Origin of the sequence: Streptomyces sp. cg36 (assembly GCF_041080675.1) — a bacterium.
In the GTDB taxonomy this organism is placed as follows: Bacteria; Actinomycetota; Actinomycetes; order Streptomycetales; family Streptomycetaceae; genus Streptomyces.
In genome coordinates this window covers 869,737-886,493 of the sequence record NZ_CP163520.1, presented here as the reverse complement: position 1 = coordinate 886,493, position 16,757 = coordinate 869,737, and the positions used below count along the sequence as shown (strand labels likewise).

Below are 16,757 nucleotides of genomic sequence, written 5' to 3'. Positions count from 1 at the left end.
ACTCACCGCCTGGGCGGCGGTACGGAGATGACGCGCCGCCAGAGGCGGTGGCGCGGCGACCACACCCGCAGCGCGGGCACCTCGAACGACATCTCGGTCGCCTCCGGCGGGGGCGGCGGGTGGTAACGGCCCGCGCTGACCGAGAGGTTCACGATCAGATGGGCGTGCCAGCGGCGGCCCACGCCCCGGCGGTCGGCGAAGACGAGGGCGCCGTTCACCCACCAGGAGACGGAGCGCGCGCCGAACTCCACCCGCAGATCGACGAAGGCCCCGGGGGCCACGGCCGGGTCGCGGTGGTAGAGGTGGGCGTCCCTGACGTGGTTGCTCAGCTCCAGGAGATCGGGGTTGTCCGGGTGGTACTCGAACACGTCGATCTCCTGGCCGCCGTCCCGCCAGGTCCAGATGGCGGGCCAGGCACCGAGCACCCCGGGCAGCCGTACCCGCGCCTCCAGGACGTCGCCCGCGCGCACCATGATGTCCTCGTCGCTGCCCTCGGTGGTCAGCAGGCCGGTGTCCCACAGCCCGTCGGGGCGGCGCCGGGCGCGGAAGACGCCGTCGCGGCTGTAGGCGGGGTCGGCGACGAGATGGTCCAGCTTGTCGTCGTCCGGGTTGACGGGGCCGCCGTCGGGGTAGGCCCAGGAGCGGCCGGCGACCCACTGCGCGGGGGAGCCGAAGTCGGCCGTGAGGACGGGGAGCGGCGGAGCCTCGGGAAGCACGGCCACACTCTGGCACAGGCGCGGCGGCGCCCCGGGGAAGCCGCACCGCACGCGGACGCCACCTCGCGTTACCCGGCAGTATGCTTTACGTAAGCAAATATCTGTTGCCATGGCGCGGGAATATTCACAATGTGGACGGCGAGCGGGGGCGGGTCCCGGAAAGGGTCGACATTTGCTGTACGGGGCGCGCCTGCCGTGCTACTGTTGATCCCAGTTGCAGTTGTGGTTCCCAAAGACTTCAAGTGCCTTGGTGGGCTAACCCCGCCGGGCATTTTTGTATTTCCGGACATCGTTCCGGACGGGGCAATCATCACGGCGACGCCGGGGTTCGCACAGTGCGGGCCCCAGGGCACTGCCCCGAAGGAGATATGACATGGCTACTGGCACCGTGAAGTGGTTCAACTCGGAAAAGGGCTTCGGCTTCATCGAGCAGGACGGCGGCGGCCCGGACGTCTTCGCCCACTACTCCAACATCGCCGCCCAGGGCTTCCGTGAGCTCCAGGAGGGCCAGAAGGTGAACTTCGACGTCACGCAGGGCCAGAAGGGCCCGCAGGCGGAGAACATCACCCCCGCCTGAAGCCACTGAGGCACAGGTTTGACGCAGCTGGGGCCCGCACCTTGTGTACGGGCCCCAGCTCGTTGCTGTCTGTGGGCCGCCGCGTGCGAAGGAATTCCGCGGCCCGGCACCGAATGGTTGCCCCACCGCCCACCGAATTTATTTTCGTTTTTACTTCCGGCTCGTTCTTGCGATTCCAGGGCAGCGAATCCTGCCGCGAATTCCTCGATGCGTGCCATATCGAGGAAGGTTCTCCATGAACCGGTCAGCCCGCACGAACGGCGGCTCGTTCGGCGCCCGCAAGGGCGGCGGCTCCGCCGGGCACGACCGGGGCACGCGCCCCCGCCGTCCCGCCGCCCAGAAGGGCGAATTCGCCCTGCCCGCCACCGTCACCCCGGCCCTGCCGCCCGTCGAGGCGTTCGCCGACCTGGACATGCCCGCCGAGCTCCTCACCACGCTCACCGGCCTCGGCATGGAGCAGCCGTTCCCCATCCAGGCGGCCACCCTGCCGAACTCGCTCGCGGGCCGCGACGTCCTGGGGCGCGGGCGCACCGGCTCCGGCAAGACCCTCGCCTTCGGCCTCGCCCTGCTCGCCCGTACCGCCGGCAAGCGCGCCGACTCCAAGCAGCCGCTGGCCCTGGTCCTCGTCCCCACCCGGGAGCTGGCCCAGCAGGTCACCGACGCGCTCACCCCGTACGCCCGGTCGCTGCGGCTGCGCGTCGCCAGCGTCGTCGGCGGCATGTCGATCGGCCGACAGGCCAAGGCGCTGCGCTCCGGCGCCGAGGTCGTCGTGGCCACGCCGGGCCGGCTGAAGGACCTGGTGGAGCGGCGCGACTGCAAGCTCGACCAGGTGGCCGTCACGGTCCTGGACGAGGCCGACCAGATGGCCGACATGGGCTTCATGCCGCAGGTCACCGAGCTGCTCGACCTGGTGCGCCCGGACGGGCAGCGGATGCTGTTCTCGGCCACCCTGGACCGCAACGTGGACCTTTTGGTGCGGCGCTATCTGCACGACCCGGTCGTGCACTCGGTCGACCCGTCGGCCGCCGCGGTCACCACCATGGAACACCACCTGCTCCAGGTGCACGGCGCCGACAAGTACGCCACCGCCACCGAGATCGCCGCCCGCGAGGGCCGGGTGATCATGTTCCTGGACACCAAGCACGCGGTGGACCAGTTCACCAAGCACCTGATGGGCAGCGGGGTGCGGGCCGCCGCGCTGCACGGCGGGAAGTCGCAGCCGCAGCGCACCCGCACGCTCGCCCAGTTCAAGGAAGGCCACGTCACCACGTTGGTGGCGACCAACGTGGCGGCCCGGGGCATCCACATCGACGACCTCGACCTGGTGGTCAACGTCGACCCGCCCAGCGACCACAAGGACTATCTGCACCGGGGCGGCCGTACCGCGCGCGCCGGGGAGTCCGGCAGCGTCGTCACCCTGGTCACCCCCGGTCAGCGCCGCGACGTGAGCCGGCTGATGGCGGACGCGGGCATCCGGCCGCAGATCACCCAGGTGCGCTCCGGGGAGGCGGCGCTGAGCCGGATCACCGGTGCCCGCACCCCGTCGGGCGTCCCGGTCGGCGGCGCCCCGGCGGCCGAGCGCCCCAAGAGCGGCAACGCGCCCTTCCGGGGCATCGGCACCACGCCGGGCCGGCCCGGCCGCTCCGGTGGATCCCGCCGCACCACCGAGGCCGCCCGCCTCGCCGAGGCCCGCAAGGCGGCCCGGGTGCGGCGCTCCGCGTAGCGCGCGAGCCCGCCCGGCGGTTGACCGGGCGGGCTCGGGCGGCGGTGCTCAGGGCGCTGGTGTCGGTTCGGACGGCTGGAACGTCTCCGCCAGCAGCGCCGTGAACAGCGTCGACACGTCGTGCTCGGTCAGCCCGGCCGCACGGGCCTCGCGCATCCACTCACCGAGCCGCCCCCGCAGCGGAGACTCCGGCGCGGTCTGCGGGGTGGCCAGCGAGCGGGTGATGAACGTGCCCGCGCCCTGGCGCACTTCCACCAGACCGGCGCGCTCCAGCTCCCGGTACGCCTTGAGGGTGGTGTTGGGGTTGACCTTGGTGGTGGCGGCGACCTGGGCGGCGGTAGGCAGCCGGTCGCCCTCGGCCAGAGCGCCCATCTGCAGCGCCTGCTCCACCTGCTGGACGATCTGGAGGTAGGCGGGCAGACCGCCACGGCGGTCTATGCGGAACACGACCACGGCGTCTGCCTCCCTTCGTCCCGCGTACGGTGTGTGCACAGCCTATGCCGGTACGTGCCCGGGCCCGCGCCGCATTCCCCGGCGCGGGCCCGGGCGTCGTGCCCGCTCAGAAGGCGCGGCGGCGGGCCCGCCACACGATCAGGGCGACCAGGACGGCGGTGCCGCCGAGCAGCAGCCCCGCGGCGGTCCACTGCATGGGGGCCCGCTGGTCGTAAGTGAAGTAGTCCCAGACCGAGTTGACGATCCCGAGGCGGGCGCGGCACTCCTTCATGTCGGAGTGGACGCAGGTGCCGTACCCGTAGACCTTGCCGGACGCCGTGCCGACCCACTGGTCGACCTGGTAGACGTGGGAGAGCGCGGCCGGGGGGTCGGTGTCGAGGGGGAACGCCATCCGGTGCGGGGTGGCGAGCCGGGGCTTCAGGTAGTCGAAGAGGAGCAGGAAGGCGCCCGACGCGACGAAGGTGAGCGTCATGGCGGTCGCCGCGCGCCGCACCAGGGTGCCGATGGCGATGCCCAGCGTCGTCAGGAACAGGGTCATGGCCGCCAGGACCGGGCCCGCGGCGGTGAACGAGTCGCCGTCGAGCCAGCCCTGGGTGAGGAACGGGTGCGCCGAGCTCCAGTACCAGCTCAGCACCGCGCTGAGCGTTCCCGTGGTGACCGCCACCAGGCCGAGGGCGAAGCCGAGCTTCGCCAGCAGCCAGCGCATCCGGGGCACCGACTGGGTGGTGACCAGGCGTGCGGTGCCCTGCTCGCGGTCGGAGGCGATCAGCGGGGCGCCGAAGAACGCCCCGAAGAGGATGGGCAGGTACGCCAGGTAGGAGACGGCGTCGTCGAACCGGTTCTCCAGCCGGCTGCGCAGCGCGTCGTCGACCGTCGAGGGGGTCGCCCCGTTCAGGGTGTCGAGGAACGCGCCGCGCTCATAGGCGAGATAGGCCGTGCCGAGCACCGTCGCGGCGGCGCACAGGGCGAACGCGACGCGGTGCTGACGGAACATCAGCCAGGCCAGACCGCGCAGCCGCCGGGGCTTGGTGCGGGCCGGGTCGCGCCGGGCGGCGGGGCGGGTCAGCGTGCTCACGCGGCGTACTCCTCTCGGTGCCCGGGGACGGCGGACGGCGACAGCAGCGCGGGCGCCTTGGGGTTGCGCAGATAGGCGAGCAGGACTTCCTCCATGCTGGGCTCCGCGAGCTGCCAGCCGGCGGCCAGCGGGCCCTCGGTGCGGACCATCGCGGTGAACTGGCGTCCCGCGGTGCGGACGTCGACCACGGTGTGGGTGGCGAGCGCGGCGGGCAGCAGCCCGTCCTCGGTGACACCGGTGACCAGGGTGTGCATGGGCACCAGTTCCTCGGCCTCCCCGGCCATCCGGACCCGGCCCCCGGCCAGTACGAGCAGGTAGTCGCACATGTGCTCAAGGTCGCTGAGCAGATGGGAGGACATCAGCACGGTGGTGCCGCGCTCGGCGGCCTCGGACATCAGCAGGGAGCTCATCTCGTCGCGCGCCAGCGGGTCGAGGTCGGCCATCGGCTCGTCCAGGAGCAGCAGGTCGGGCCGTTTGCCGAAGGCCAGGGCGAAGGCCGCGCGGGTGCGCTGGCCGCCCGAGAGGCTGTCGATCCGGGCGTCCAGCGGCAGGCCGCCCGAGACGACGATGCGCTCGGCCGCCTCCTGGTCCCAGTCCGGGTTGAGCTCCTGGCCGAGCCGCAGGGTCTCGGCCACCGTGAACCGCTTGAACAGCGGCTTGTCCTGGTCGAGATACGCGTACCGGGGCATCGCGGCCGGGTCGTCGGCCGGCACTCCGAAGATCCGCAGCTCGCCCTCGGTCGCCTCGGTGAGCCGGGTCGCCAGGTTGAGCAGGGTGCTCTTGCCCGCCCCGTTGGGGCCGACCAGGCCGCAGATGCGGCCGGCCGGAATCCGGACCGTGCAGTCCTTGAGGGCCCAGCCGCGCCGGTACCTCTTCCCCAGCCCGCGGGCTTCCAGGGCCCACCGGGCGTCGGCGGCTCCGTGATCGTCCGTGCCTCGCACGCGTCCCCCCTTTCCATGATTCCACTAGTCAACTAGTGGAATCATGGTGCTCTGGCGAGGACGTGTCAAACGCCCCCCGTCACCGGGCGGCGGGCGGCAGGGCCGCGCGGGTGCGGGACCACAGGTCGCGGGTGAGCTCGGCGGCCGGTACGGCCGGGGCGAGGCGGTGGCGCCGGCCCGCCCACAGATGGAGCCGCTCGGCGTCCCCGCGCTGGGCGGCGGCGGCCCGCAGCCCCTTGGTCAGGTGGTGCACCTGCGGGTACGCGACGGGCGCGTGCGCGTCGTGCGCGTCGATGAAACGGTTGCGCAGCCCCCGCGCGGGGCGGCCCGAGAACGCCCGGGTCACCACCGTCTCCGTGAAACGGGGATCGGCCAGGGCGTCCTTGTGCGTCCGCGAGGCGCCCGACTCGTCCGTCCGCAGATACAGCGTGCCCAGCTGCGCGGCGACGGCGCCCGAGGTGAGGACCGCGGCGATGTCCTCGCCCGTGCCCAGGCCGCCCGCGGCGATCAGCGGGAGCCCGGTCCGCTCCCGTACCGCCGCCAGCAGCTCCAGCAGCGGCACCTCCTGCGGCCGGGCCCCGGCGTCGTACGTGCCGCGGTGGCCGCCCGCGTCCGGACCCTGGACGCACAGCGCGTCCATCCCCGCCGCCTCGGCGGCCACGGCCTCGTCCACCGTGGTGACCGTCCCCACGAGATGGCTGCCCGCGCGGTGCAGCGCCTCGGCCTCGGCGGCGGCGGGCAGCCCGAAGGTGAAGGAGACGACCGGCACCGGCTCGCGCGTGAGCACGTCCAGCTTGTCGCCCCACTCGTCGTCGTCGGCCCCGTCGACCGGCTCGGGCAGGGTGATGCCGTACGCCTCGGCGTCCGCCAGGAGCTCCTCGCGGTACGCGGCCACCGCCTCGGCCACGGACGGCGCGGGCGGCGCCGGTACGAAGAGGTTGACGCCGAAGGGGCGCGCGGTGAGTTCACGGGTGCGGGCGATCTGCTCGCGCACGTCCCGTGCCGTGCGGTACCCGGCGGCCAGGAAGCCGAGCGCCCCCGACTCGCCGACGGCGGCGGCCAGTTCGGGGGTGGAGGCGCCGCCCGCCATGGGGGCCTGGACGAGCGGGACGGCGAGACTTTCGGGATGGAACGGCACGGTCGGCCTCCAAGGGTGAGAGGTGCGGATCTGTACTTGCGATCATGCTCCTTCCCGTGGGTGAACACCGTGTCGCCCCGGGCGTCCCCGAGGGCTCGCCCAAGGCCCGGGAACGGCCCGGAGCTGCGCTCATGGCTGATTGATCCATAGGCGGGGCGGGTGGCCGAGGCGTACGATCCGGCCGCCCGGCAGGTCGAATCCGGCCGCGGGGGAACGGACTTATGGGGGAGTCATGACCAGCATGGAGAGGGAAGGGCCGACACCGGACGACAGTGGTCTGCCCGATCCGGAGACACTCGGCACCGCCACCGAGCTCGTGGCGGCGCTGCGGGCCATCAAGGCGGTGGAGAGCCTGTCCCTGCGCGAGTTGCAGCGGCGCAGCGGGCTGCCGAGGACGACGATCGCGCACGCCCTGAACGAGGAGCGCCCCGCGCCGCCGCCCTGGGAGCGGGTGCTGGCACTGCTGCGGGCGTTCGGTGTGGCGGAGGGTGAACTGCCGCGCTGGAAGGACGCGTGGACCCGGATCCGGCTGGATTCGGTCAAACGCAGCGACCAAGGCGCGGCAGCGGACCCGGCGGACGGCCGCGGGGGCGAACGGTCCGGGGAACCGGGCGCACGGGCGGCGGCCGACCCGCCCGAGGCGGAACCACGGACGGCCGAGGAGCACACCGGGGCCGTGGCTCCGGTGCCGGGCCGTGGGCGGCCGGCCCACCGGCGGCGCCGACTGCTCACCCATGGCGCCACGTTGGTGCTCGGCGTGCTCCTCGGGGCGGGCGCGGTGCTCGGGCTGATCGGGGCGCCGGGCCGGGCGCACGGCAGCGGACGGCCCGGCCCGGCGGAGCCCTGCGCCCCGAGCGCCAAGGGCTCGGACCCCGCGGCCGTACCACCGGGCGGCGGCACGGCGGCGCGGCCCGTGCGGGCGCGCCCCGCGTGGGTGGGCAGACCCGCCGCCGACGCGCAGATCCTCTCCGGCACCGACGTCGTCCTTCCGGTCACCTCGCCGGTGACGGGCGGCGACGCGCTGGTCGTCAGCGTCATGCTCACCAGCGCCTGTTCCGGTCCCGTGCGGGTGACGGACACCCGGGGCGACGAGTTCCGCGACGCGGGGGAGGCGACCGACGGGCATGGCCACCGCACCCTGCTGATGGTGGGCTTCCACGTCCACCCGCTCACCACCTCCGACTCGCTCAGGGTCGGGTATCCACGGGCGAGCAAGTACCACGTGGCGGTCGACGAGTTCCGCGGGATCAGCACGGTGGTGGGAGGCGCGTACGCCCATGGGGAAGCGGGTGGCAGCGCCTTCAGCACCGGCGACGGACAGGTCGGCTGCGCACCGGGGGACCTGCTGGTCGCCGCCGTCGGCACCAACAGCGGCACCCCGGCCGGCCATTCGGCCGAGTGGCGGACGCTGCCCGTGCTGAAGCTGTCGTCGTACCGGCTCTCCACCGCGTACCGCACCGCCCCGGACGACCGGGACTGCGCGGCGACGGGGACGACCACCGCCCAGTGGGGCGCGGTGGTGGCGGCCTTCCGCTGACCGCGCGACCGCGCCACGGCGGTCTGTAACGGTCGCGCCACACTGGCCCCGGCGCGCGAACCGATGTCCCGGCGGGAGGTGTGTCGTACCGCGAGGGCCGGTGCGGACCGGCCGTGGCCCCGGGGGGAATGATGGACTTCACACACACGCGCCGCACGATCGCGGTGGCCGCGCTGGCGGTCGCGGCGGGCACGCTGGTGGTCGGCTGCGACCCGACCGGCAAGGGGCCCTCCGCCCCCGCGCCGGTGGTGCCGAGCAGCACGGCCGCCCCGCACACCAAGGACCCGGCCACCCACGCCCCGGCGCCCGCCGGTACGGCCACGCCCGGGTCGGCGGGCAGCGGCAAGGCCCGGCACGCGCCCGCCAAGTGCGGCGCCGTGGACCTCAAGGCGACCCCGGCCCACCAGTCGGCCAAGCGCCCGCAGGGCACCGGCACCGGGGCGGCGGTCGTCGGGTTCACCAACACCTCCGCCCACCCCTGCACGGTGCGCGGCTTCGTCACGGTGGCGGGCGCGGGCAACGGTTCGCCCGACAAGAACGTTCCCCTGACGGTCCATCACACCGGCACCGCCACCACCGTGCTGCTCGCACCCGGGGCGCGCGCCTGGACCAAGCTGACCTTCGTCCCGGTGTCCGGCGAGGCCGACGGCTACTGCACGTCCGGCTCCACCCCGGCCTCGTACCCCACGATGGTGCTCGGTGTGCCCGGCGCCGGACATCACCAGACGGCCCTGGACGACGGGGTGCTCGCCGAGTGCGACAACACGGTGGGCGTAACCCCGCTCTCCGCCGTCAAGCCGGTCTAGGGCGGCGGGCGGCCGGGCGGATCAGCCGTCCTCGGGGCAGTACACCGGGACGCGCTGCACCAGGTTGTTGGCGAAGCCGCCGCGGTTCCACGGCTGCTCCACCGGCTGGGCGGCGCCGGAGGCGTCGGTGGCGCGGACGCTCAGGACGTGCCTGCCGGGCGTGGCCGTCCACCACGCCCGCCAGCGGCGCCAGGCCCAGGTGTGCCCGTCGGGCGGATCGAGTTCGGCCTCGTACCAGCCGCCGCCGTCGTCCCCGCACACCTCCACCCGGGTCACCGGGGCCCGGCCCGACCAGGCCCGGCCCGTCAGCTCCACGGGGCCCGGGCGCACCACCCGGGTGCGGGACATGAAGTCGGGGAAGCCGGGCGGCACCATCAGCGCGCGCGGGGCGATCCGGGTGACCGGCACGCCCGGATCGTCGGCCGACTGCCGGTAGCGGTAGGCCACTTGCTGCTGGAACCCGGTGAAGGCGGTGTCGGTCAGCGTGATGTCGCGCAGCCACTTCACGTGCGCCATCCCGTACCAGCCCGGCGCCACGAGCCGCAGCGGACGGCCGTGCTGGGGCGGCAGCGGGCCGCCGTTCATCGCGTACGCCACCAGCACCTCGGGGTCGCCCCGCAGCGCGTCCCGGAGCGGCAGGCTGCGCCGGTAGTCCTGCTCCACCCCGCGCTCCACCCCGTGGTCGGCGCCGGTGAACACCGCCTCCACGGCGTCCTGCTCCACCCCGCACTCGCCCAGCAGCGTGCGCAGCGGCACCCCGGTCCAGTCGGCGGTGCCCACGCCCTCGACCAGCCAGGGCTGGCTCACCGGGCGGGGGGTGAGGCGGGCGCGGCCGTTGCCCGCGCACTCCATCGTCACCCGGCGCGTGACGGCCGGGAAGGCGCGCAGGGCCGGCAGGTCCAGGGTGAGCGCGGTGCGTACCCGGCCGCTCACGGTGAGCCGCCAGGTGTCCGCGTCGCCCTCCGGGATGTCGTAGTGGACCAGTACGTAGTGCAGGCCCGGCGGGGTGACGTCGTAGCGCAGGGCTTCGAGCGGGAGCCCGTGGTTGCGGGTGGTCAGGGCGAGTTCATCGGGTCCGATCCCCTCGCCGGGACCGGCCAGACGCCCCGGTGCGCTGATGTCGCCGATGCCGCCGTCCATGTCCCCATGGTGCGCCCGGCGGCGGGTCCGGGGCACTCCGGAGGGGCGGGCGGGCGGTGGGCCGGGCCGCGATTGCGCGTGCGCGCGGGCGGCGGGACGCTGGTGGTGTCAGCCCTGTGGCGTCCGGTGCGGTGGAGGTGCGCGAGGACACCGGGGCACCGGCGCGCTCAGCCACACCGGCGGCCCAGCAGGGGACGGGCGGTGCGGTTCGAGGAGATCGCCATGGACGGCACGACGCTGGAGGCGATGCGGACCGTACTGCGCGGCCCGGTCATCGGCCCGCAGGACCCCGAGTACCACCGGGTCCGCAAGATCTACAACGCGATGATCGACCGCAGACCGGCCGCCGTGGTGCGGTGCACGGACGCGGGCGACGTCATCGACGCGGTCGACTTCCTGCGCGACCACGGCATCGACATCGCGGTCCGCGGCGGCGGGCACAGCGGCGCCGGGCTGTGCGTGGCGGACGACGCCGTCACCCTCGACCTGGCGCCCATGCGCTGGGCCCGCGTCGACCCCGCGGCGGAGACCGCCCAGGTCGGCGGCGGCAGCCTGATCCAGGACCTGGACCACGCGGCGCACGCGTTCGGCCTGGCCACACCCGCGGGCATCATGTCGACCACCGGGGTCGGCGGGCTGACCCTCGGCGGCGGACACGGCCACCTCACCCGCAAGTACGGGCTGACCATCGACAACCTGCTGGCGGCGGACGTGGTGCTGGCCGACGGCTCGTTCGTCACCGCCGACGCACAGCACCACCCGGACCTGTTCTGGGCGCTGCGCGGTGGCGGCGGCAACTTCGGCGTCGTCACCTCCTTCACCTTCCGGCTGCACCCGGTGCACACCGTGGTGCTCGGCGTGACGGTGTGGACGCTGGACCGGATCGGCGATGTGCTGCGCTGGTACCGCGAGTTCCTGCCGCAGGCGCCGGACGACCTCAACGGCTTCTACGCGTCGCTGGTCGTGCCGCCGGGGCCGCCGTTCCCGGAGGAGATCCACGGGCAGAAGATGTGCGGCGTGGTGTGGTGCTGGACCGGCGACCCGGAGCTGGCCGCAAAGGCGCTGGAAGCGGTCGGTGAACCCGGCCCGCCCGCCTTCCACTTCACGGCGCCGATGCCCTACCCGATGGTGCAGGGCATGTTCGACGAGCTCATCCCGACCGGTCTGCAGTGGTACTGGCGCGGTGACTTCTTCGACCGGATCGGCGACGGCGCCATCGACGTGCACGCCAAGTACGCCGAGGGCCTGCCCACCGGCCTGTCGACGATGCACCTGTACCCCGTCGACGGCGCGGCCCACCGCGTCGGCGCCGGTGAGACGGCCTGGGGCTACCGCGACGCCGTCTGGTCCGGGATCATCGGCGGCGTCGACCCCGACCCGGCCAACGCCGAGACCGTCAGACAGTGGTGCGTCGACTACTGGGAGGAGCTGCACCCGCACTCCATGGGCGGCAGCTATGTGAACTTCATCGGGGAGGGCGAGGGCCAGGACCGGGTCCGGGCCACCTACCGCGACCAGTACGACCGGCTGGCGGCGGTGAAGCACACCTACGACCCGCGCAACCTCTTCCACGGCAACCAGAACATCGAACCGGCGAAGGGGTAGGGCCTCAGATCGGCAGCAGCCGGGCGACCAGCCCGGTCAGCTGGTGCGCGTTGCGGCACACGTGCATCTCGACCAGCTCGGCGTAGTCGAGCGCCGCCGAATCGCCCGTCGCCCACTGGGACACCGGCTCCGGGTTGAGCCAGTACACCCGGCGGGCGCGCTCCGCGATGCGGCGCAGGGCGGGCAGATTGGGGTCGCTCATGTTCGTACGGGCGTCGCCCAGGACGAAGACGGCGGTGCGCGGGCCGACCGCGTCCAGATGGAACTCGGCGAACTCGCCCAGCGCGGTGCCGTAGTCGCTGCTGCTGTGCCGGCCGGTCACCGCCGCCCGAGCCGCGATGCGGTCGCCGAGGCCCGCCGGGTCCGCCGCCCCCGGGCGGAGCAGTGCGGTCACCTCGTCGACCCGGTTGACGAAGGCGAACACCCGCACCTTGGCGAACTGGTCGTGGAGCGCCTGCACCAGCAGCATCGTGAAGTTCGCGAAACCGGCGACGGACCCCGACACGTCGCAGAGCAGGACGAGTTCGGGGCGGGCCGGGCGACGGCGGCGCAGCACCGGCCGCATCGGCACCCCGCCGGTCGACAGCGAGCCGCGCAGGGTGCGCCGCAGATCGATCCGCCCCCGGGCGGCCCGGCGGCGGCGCGCCGCGAGCCGGGTGGCGAGCCTGCGGGCCAGCGGCTGGACCGTCCTGCGCAGTTCGTCGAGCTGGGCGCGGCCCGCCACCAGGAAGTCGACCCGGTCGGCGGTGGGCCGCACCGCCCGGCGGGCGATCTCGTCGGCGCCGCGCCGCTCGGCGACCCGCCGTCGTGCCTCGGTGCCCACCTGGGCGCGGAACGCCTCGATGCGGTGGCGGATCTCGTCGTCGGTCAGCCGGTCGGTGAAGTCGGTCCGGCCCTCCGTCCCCCGTCCGAGCGTCGACCGCACCCGGGCGAGGAGCGTCTGCGGGCGCAGCCGGTCCAGCGTCTGGTGCGCCGAGAAACCGTCCGAGCCCGGTACGGAGCCGTAGCCGCCCAGGCTGTCCACCGCCTCCGCCGCCAGCCGGGCGAGCGCGGCCCTGTCGTCGGCCGCGAGCGCGGCGGCGAGCCGTTCGCGCAGGTCGTCGCGGTCGGCGCCGGGGGTGCGGGGGGCGCCGACGGCGAGCGGGAAGTACAGATCGAAGACCGGGTCGAAGACGGCCCGCTGTGCCTCCTGGTGGAGCAGGGCGGCGGCGAGGCCCTCCCGGACCCGTTCGCGGTCGTCGAGGCCGAGCACCTCCAGCACGGCCGCGGCGTCGACGCTCTCGCCCGGACCGATGCGCAGCCCGTGCGCGCGCAGCGTCTGGACCAGGTCGGTGAGCCGGTCCGTGAGGCCCCCGGCCGGATCCCCGCCGCCGTTCCCCCAGGGGCCGCCGGCGGTCACACGGCGTCCAGGTCGAGCTTGGCGGCGGCCTTGACGATGTCGTCCTGGTGCTTGAGGACCACGCCGAGGCTGTCGCGTACGAGGTCCTCGTCCAGGGTGGTGGCGCCGAGCGCGAGCAGGGTGCGGGCCCAGTCGATGGTCTCCGCCACCGACGGCGCCTTGCGCAGGTCCATCGCCCGCAGCGCCCCCACCACCCGCACCACCGACGCGGCGAGCGCCTCGTCCAGACCCGGGACCTTGAGCCGGACGATCCGGCGCTCCGAGGCGGCGTCCGGGAAGCCGATGTGCAGGAAGAGGCAGCGGCGGCGCAGGGCCTCGGAGAGCTCTCGGCCGGCGTTGGAGGTGAGCACCGCGAACGGGCGGGTGGTGGCGGCGATGGTGCCCAGCTCGGGGACGGTGACCTGGAAGTCGCTGAGCACTTCGAGGAGCAGTCCCTCCACCTCCACGTCCGCCTTGTCCACCTCGTCGATCAGCAGGACCTTGCGGTCGGCGCCGCGGATGGCGGTGAGCAGGGGGCGGGGGAGGAGGAACTCCTCGCTGAAGATGTCGGTGCGCGTCTCGTCCCACGACTCCTCGCGCCCGGCGGTGATCCGCAGCAGCTGCTTGGCGTGGTTCCACTCGTACAGCGCCCGGGACTCGTCCACGCCCTCGTAGCACTGCAGCCGTACCAGCCCGGCCCCCGCGACCTCGGCGACCGCCTTGGCCAGTTCCGTCTTGCCGACCCCGGCCGGGCCCTCCACCAGCAGCGGCTTGCCCAGCCGGTCGGCGAGGAAGACGGTGGTGGCGACGGCCGGGGAGGCCAGGTAACCGGCCGTCGCCAGGCGTGCGCGGGCGTCGTCCACGGACGTGAAGTACCCGGTCGTCATGGGGTGTTCTCCTGCTCTGCGGCTCGGCGCGGCGAAGTGGCGCCCCTGTACTTGATCAGCCCGCCGGGCCGCTCGGCAACGGGCGTACGCGGTTTGCGGCGAAGGTCACGGCCGGTGCGGGCGCCCGGACCCCGCCCGATGCCCGGCTCTCAGTGCGCGGTGCGGCGCGTGGTCAGCAGGAGCGCGATGTCGTCCGGGCGGTCGGTGGCCCGGCGGGCCTCCTCGATCAGCCGGTCCGCCGTGGCGCCCAGCGAGGGGCCCGCGCCCCGCCCCGCCCCGGCGGCCCCGGCCAGCGCCGTCCGCAGCCGTTCGACGCCCTCGTCGATGTCGGTGCCCGGCCGCTCCACCAGGCCGTCGGTGTACAGGGCGAGCACCGCGCCCGGCTCCAGGCGCAGCTCGGTCACCGGGTAGCGGGCCGACGGGTCCACGCCGAGGACCACTCCGCCCGGCAGGTCCAGGACCTCGGTGCGGCCGTCGGGGTGGCGCAGGAGCGGCTGGGGGTGTCCGGCGCGGGCGGCCCGCAGCACCCCGGTGACCGGGTCCAGGCGGAGGTAGCAGCAGCTGGCGAACTGGCCCGGGTCCAGATCGATCAGCAGCTGGTTGGTGCCGCTCATCACCTCCTCGGGCGGATGCCCGGCGATCGCGAACGCCCGCACCGCGCTGCGCAGTTGGCCCATGGTGGCGGCGGCCTGCACGCCGTGGCCCTGGACGTCGCCGATGACGAAGGCGAGGCCCGCGCCCGCCTCCACCACGTCGTACCAGTCGCCGCCCACGTCCATGCCCTGGGTGCCGGGCAGGTACCGGCCCGCCGTCGCCACCTGCGGATGCTCGGGGAGCCGGTGCGGCAGCAGGGCCGACTGGAGGCCGCGGGCCAGCGCCGCCTCCGTGTCGTAGCGCTGCGCCCGCTCCAGGGCCTGCGCGATCAGCCCGGCGAGCGCGGTCAGCACCGTGCGCTCCTGGGCGCTGAACTCGCGCGGCCGGTCGAAGCCGAGGATGCAGGAGCCGACCGGGCGCCCCGACGCGATCAGCGGCAGGAACGCGCGGGCGCCCTGCTGGGCGTCGAGCGGGATGCCCGGGTAGGCGGCCGAGAGCTGCTCCATGGACTCGAAGAAGAGGGGGCGGCCACTGGTCAGGGTCTCCACGCCGGGCAGCCGCACGTCCAGCGCCACGCCGTCGAACGGATCGAGGAAGCCCTTGGGGAAGCCGGACTCCCAGGCCAGATAGAGATGGCGCTCCTGGAGCAGGTAGATGGCGAGCCGGCGCCCGCCGAACGCGGGCAGCAGCTCCTGCATCACCACGGCCGACACCTGGCGGGCCGTGACGGCCTCGCTGAGCGCCAGGGCGAGGACGACGGGCGGGTAGAGCGGGGCGGGCCCGTTCCGGCCGTCGCCGTCCCCGTCGCCCGCGGGTGCGGTGCCGGGCGCCGCGGGGGCGATCCCCGTGGCGGCGGCGGGCGGGACGGTCCACTCCTCCGCGAGCTCCCCGGGCTCCTCGCCGGGCCCGGCGGGGCGGCGGGCGGCGCCCCGGCCGTCGCCCGCGTCCGGGGCGTCCCGGTCCCGGCCCAGCGGGACCGCGGTGAAGGTCAGCCCGTCGGGGCCCGGGTACGCCGACAGCGACAGCCAGTCGACGCCCGACGGGCCCGGCGGGTCCCCTTCGCGCGCCTCCCGAGGGCGTCTGACCCGGAAGTGCACCGGATCCCTGGACAGCAGCGCGCCGCGCAGATGGTCCTCGTAGGCGGGCCGGGCCAGCCACGGCACCCCGTCCCACAGCGACCGGCCGAGCAGCCCGTCGCGGGGGCGGCCCAGCAGCAGTTCGGCGCGCGGGTTCACATAGCCGATCAGGCCGAGGCGGTCGAGGGTGAAGACGCCCTCGGGCAGCAGCTCCGCCGCGCCGTCCCCGGCCGCCGCCCGGCCCACGTCGACGATCAGGCCGTCGAGGCGGCGCGCGGCGTCCGGCGCGGAGAGTTCGAGCAGCCGCGGCCCGCCGTGCGGGGCCCGGATCCACAGCGGATGCGCGGGCGGCCGGCCCGTGGCCGCCGTCTCGCGCAGTGCGGCCAGCAGCCGCGGCGCGTCCCGCGGGACCGCAGCGGCGGCCAGCGCACCGGGCGTCGCGGCGAAGTCGGCGGGCGCGGTGCCGAGCAGGGCGCACAGGGCGGCGTCGGCGCTCACCGCCCCGGTGCCCAGGTCCCAGGAGAACCGCCCGATGCGGCCGGGCGGGGCCGGCGGGGAGGGCGGGGGTACGCACAGGGGCTCCGCGTCCCACTCGGCCCGCCCGCCGCCGTCCGCCTCCAGCTCCCGCAGGCCGTCCGCCAGCTCCTGGGCGACCTCGGTGAGCCGGTCGCGGTCCAGCGGCGCCGCCGACGGGTCGGAGCTCGCGGGCCGCAGCACGGTGAGGACGCCGTACGCCTTGGTCTGCGTCGCCACGGGCGCGTACACCGATCCGAAGCGGAACGGCAGACCGGCCGCGAGCTGCGGGTAGCGGCGCATGGTCTCGATCGGCCCGGCCAGCTGGATCTGCACCCCGAGGCGGTGGGCGTCGGCCACCGGGAACGGCCGCTCCACGTGCATCCGCCACCAGGGCCGGAAGAGCGGGCCCGGCAGACCGGCCAGCACGGCCAGCCGCAGCAGACCGGGGGTGCCGGAGCGCAGGTACACCCCGCCCACATGGCCGCCGACGGCGCACATGGACTGCGCCACGGCCCCGGTGAGCAGTGCGGTCAGCCCTTCCGGCGCCCAGTGCCTGCTCTCGGCGCTCTCACTCATCGGTCTGCCCTCGTCCGCG

Annotated in this window: 14 protein-coding genes; 5 read left to right on the top strand and 9 right to left on the bottom strand. The window is 74.6% G+C overall.

Going from position 1 to position 16,757, the window contains the following annotated elements; translation table 11 throughout:
• Nucleotides 1–2: 2 nt before the first annotated feature.
• Complete coding sequence (locus tag AB5J87_RS03920) at nt 3–716, bottom strand: beta-glucanase (RefSeq protein ID WP_369373942.1); 714 nt, start codon at nt 714–716, stop codon at nt 3–5.
• Nucleotides 717–1,089: 373 nt separating this feature from the next.
• Between AB5J87_RS03920 and AB5J87_RS03915 the strand changes: the two genes are divergently transcribed.
• A complete protein-coding gene (locus tag AB5J87_RS03915; RefSeq protein ID WP_079664111.1) occupies nt 1,090–1,293 on the top strand; it encodes a cold-shock protein in 204 nt (67 codons plus the stop codon).
• Nucleotides 1,294–1,528: 235 nt separating this feature from the next.
• On the top strand, nt 1,529–3,016 hold the full coding sequence (locus AB5J87_RS03910; protein WP_369373939.1) for a DEAD/DEAH box helicase: 1,488 nt from the start codon (nt 1,529–1,531) through the stop codon (nt 3,014–3,016).
• 48 nt (nt 3,017–3,064) lie between these two features.
• Here the strand turns inward: AB5J87_RS03910 and AB5J87_RS03905 are convergent, their stop codons facing one another.
• The 4 genes from AB5J87_RS03905 to AB5J87_RS03890 form a co-directional block, all read right to left on the bottom strand.
• A complete protein-coding gene (locus tag AB5J87_RS03905) occupies nt 3,065–3,469 on the bottom strand; it encodes a GntR family transcriptional regulator (RefSeq protein ID WP_369373937.1) in 405 nt (134 codons plus the stop codon).
• 106 nt (nt 3,470–3,575) lie between these two features.
• Nucleotides 3,576–4,544, bottom strand: coding sequence for an ABC transporter permease (locus AB5J87_RS03900; RefSeq protein WP_369373935.1), 969 nt, complete (start codon nt 4,542–4,544; stop codon nt 3,576–3,578).
• On the bottom strand, nt 4,541–5,485 hold the full coding sequence (locus AB5J87_RS03895; RefSeq protein ID WP_369373933.1) for an ABC transporter ATP-binding protein: 945 nt from the start codon (nt 5,483–5,485) through the stop codon (nt 4,541–4,543). Before AB5J87_RS03895 ends, AB5J87_RS03900 begins: the two co-directional genes overlap by 4 nt.
• Before the next feature lie 79 nt (nt 5,486–5,564).
• Nucleotides 5,565–6,623 (bottom strand): NAD(P)H-dependent flavin oxidoreductase, encoded by a 1,059-nt coding sequence (locus tag AB5J87_RS03890; RefSeq protein WP_369373931.1) that lies wholly within the window; start codon nt 6,621–6,623, stop codon nt 5,565–5,567.
• Between the two features lie 232 nt (nt 6,624–6,855).
• Here AB5J87_RS03890 and AB5J87_RS03885 point away from each other — a divergent pair, with 232 nt between their 5' ends.
• Entirely contained in the window at nt 6,856–8,160 is a 1,305-nt protein-coding gene (locus AB5J87_RS03885; protein ID WP_369373929.1) for a hypothetical protein, read from the top strand.
• A gap of 131 nt (nt 8,161–8,291) precedes the next feature.
• Nucleotides 8,292–8,966, top strand: coding sequence for a DUF4232 domain-containing protein (locus tag AB5J87_RS03880; RefSeq protein ID WP_369373927.1), 675 nt, complete (start codon nt 8,292–8,294; stop codon nt 8,964–8,966).
• Between the two features lie 21 nt (nt 8,967–8,987).
• Here the strand turns inward: AB5J87_RS03880 and AB5J87_RS03875 are convergent, their stop codons facing one another.
• The gene (locus AB5J87_RS03875) at nt 8,988–10,106 is read right to left on the bottom strand and encodes a sulfite oxidase (RefSeq protein ID WP_369373925.1); all 1,119 of its coding nucleotides are present in this window, start codon (nt 10,104–10,106) and stop codon (nt 8,988–8,990) included.
• Nucleotides 10,107–10,328: 222 nt separating this feature from the next.
• On the opposite strand from AB5J87_RS03875, the gene AB5J87_RS03870 reads away from it, so the two are divergent.
• Nucleotides 10,329–11,711 carry an FAD-binding oxidoreductase gene (locus AB5J87_RS03870; protein WP_369373923.1) on the top strand — a complete coding sequence of 461 codons (1,383 nt, stop codon included), beginning with the start codon at nt 10,329–10,331 and terminating at the stop codon, nt 11,709–11,711.
• A gap of 4 nt (nt 11,712–11,715) precedes the next feature.
• Here the strand turns inward: AB5J87_RS03870 and AB5J87_RS03865 are convergent, their stop codons facing one another.
• The 3 genes from AB5J87_RS03865 to AB5J87_RS03855 form a co-directional block, all read right to left on the bottom strand.
• Complete coding sequence (locus AB5J87_RS03865; RefSeq protein WP_369373921.1) at nt 11,716–13,110, bottom strand: VWA domain-containing protein; 1,395 nt, start codon at nt 13,108–13,110, stop codon at nt 11,716–11,718.
• The gene (locus AB5J87_RS03860; RefSeq protein ID WP_369373919.1) at nt 13,107–13,976 is read right to left on the bottom strand and encodes an AAA family ATPase; all 870 of its coding nucleotides are present in this window, start codon (nt 13,974–13,976) and stop codon (nt 13,107–13,109) included. Before AB5J87_RS03860 ends, AB5J87_RS03865 begins: the two co-directional genes overlap by 4 nt.
• A 149-nt stretch (nt 13,977–14,125) precedes the next feature.
• Nucleotides 14,126–16,738, bottom strand: a complete 2,613-nt coding sequence (locus AB5J87_RS03855; RefSeq protein ID WP_369373917.1) for a SpoIIE family protein phosphatase — start codon at nt 16,736–16,738, stop codon at nt 14,126–14,128.
• Nucleotides 16,739–16,757: the final 19 nt, after the last annotated feature.

What these genes read in the sequence shown, in the direction of transcription:
- AB5J87_RS03915 (WP_079664111.1), top strand. Translation starts at nt 1,090, where the DNA reads ATGGCTACTGGCACCGTGAAGTGGTTCAACTCGGAAAAGGGCTTCGGC.
- AB5J87_RS03910 (WP_369373939.1), top strand. Translation starts at nt 1,529, where the DNA reads ATGAACCGGTCAGCCCGCACGAACGGCGGCTCGTTCGGCGCCCGCAAG.
- AB5J87_RS03885 (WP_369373929.1), top strand. Translation starts at nt 6,856, where the DNA reads ATGACCAGCATGGAGAGGGAAGGGCCGACACCGGACGACAGTGGTCTG.
- AB5J87_RS03880 (WP_369373927.1), top strand. Translation starts at nt 8,292, where the DNA reads ATGGACTTCACACACACGCGCCGCACGATCGCGGTGGCCGCGCTGGCG.
- AB5J87_RS03875 (WP_369373925.1), bottom strand. Translation starts at nt 10,106, where the DNA reads ATGGACGGCGGCATCGGCGACATCAGCGCACCGGGGCGTCTGGCCGGT.
- AB5J87_RS03870 (WP_369373923.1), top strand. Translation starts at nt 10,329, where the DNA reads ATGGACGGCACGACGCTGGAGGCGATGCGGACCGTACTGCGCGGCCCG.
- AB5J87_RS03860 (WP_369373919.1), bottom strand. Translation starts at nt 13,976, where the DNA reads ATGACGACCGGGTACTTCACGTCCGTGGACGACGCCCGCGCACGCCTG.
- AB5J87_RS03855 (WP_369373917.1), bottom strand. Translation starts at nt 16,738, where the DNA reads ATGAGTGAGAGCGCCGAGAGCAGGCACTGGGCGCCGGAAGGGCTGACC.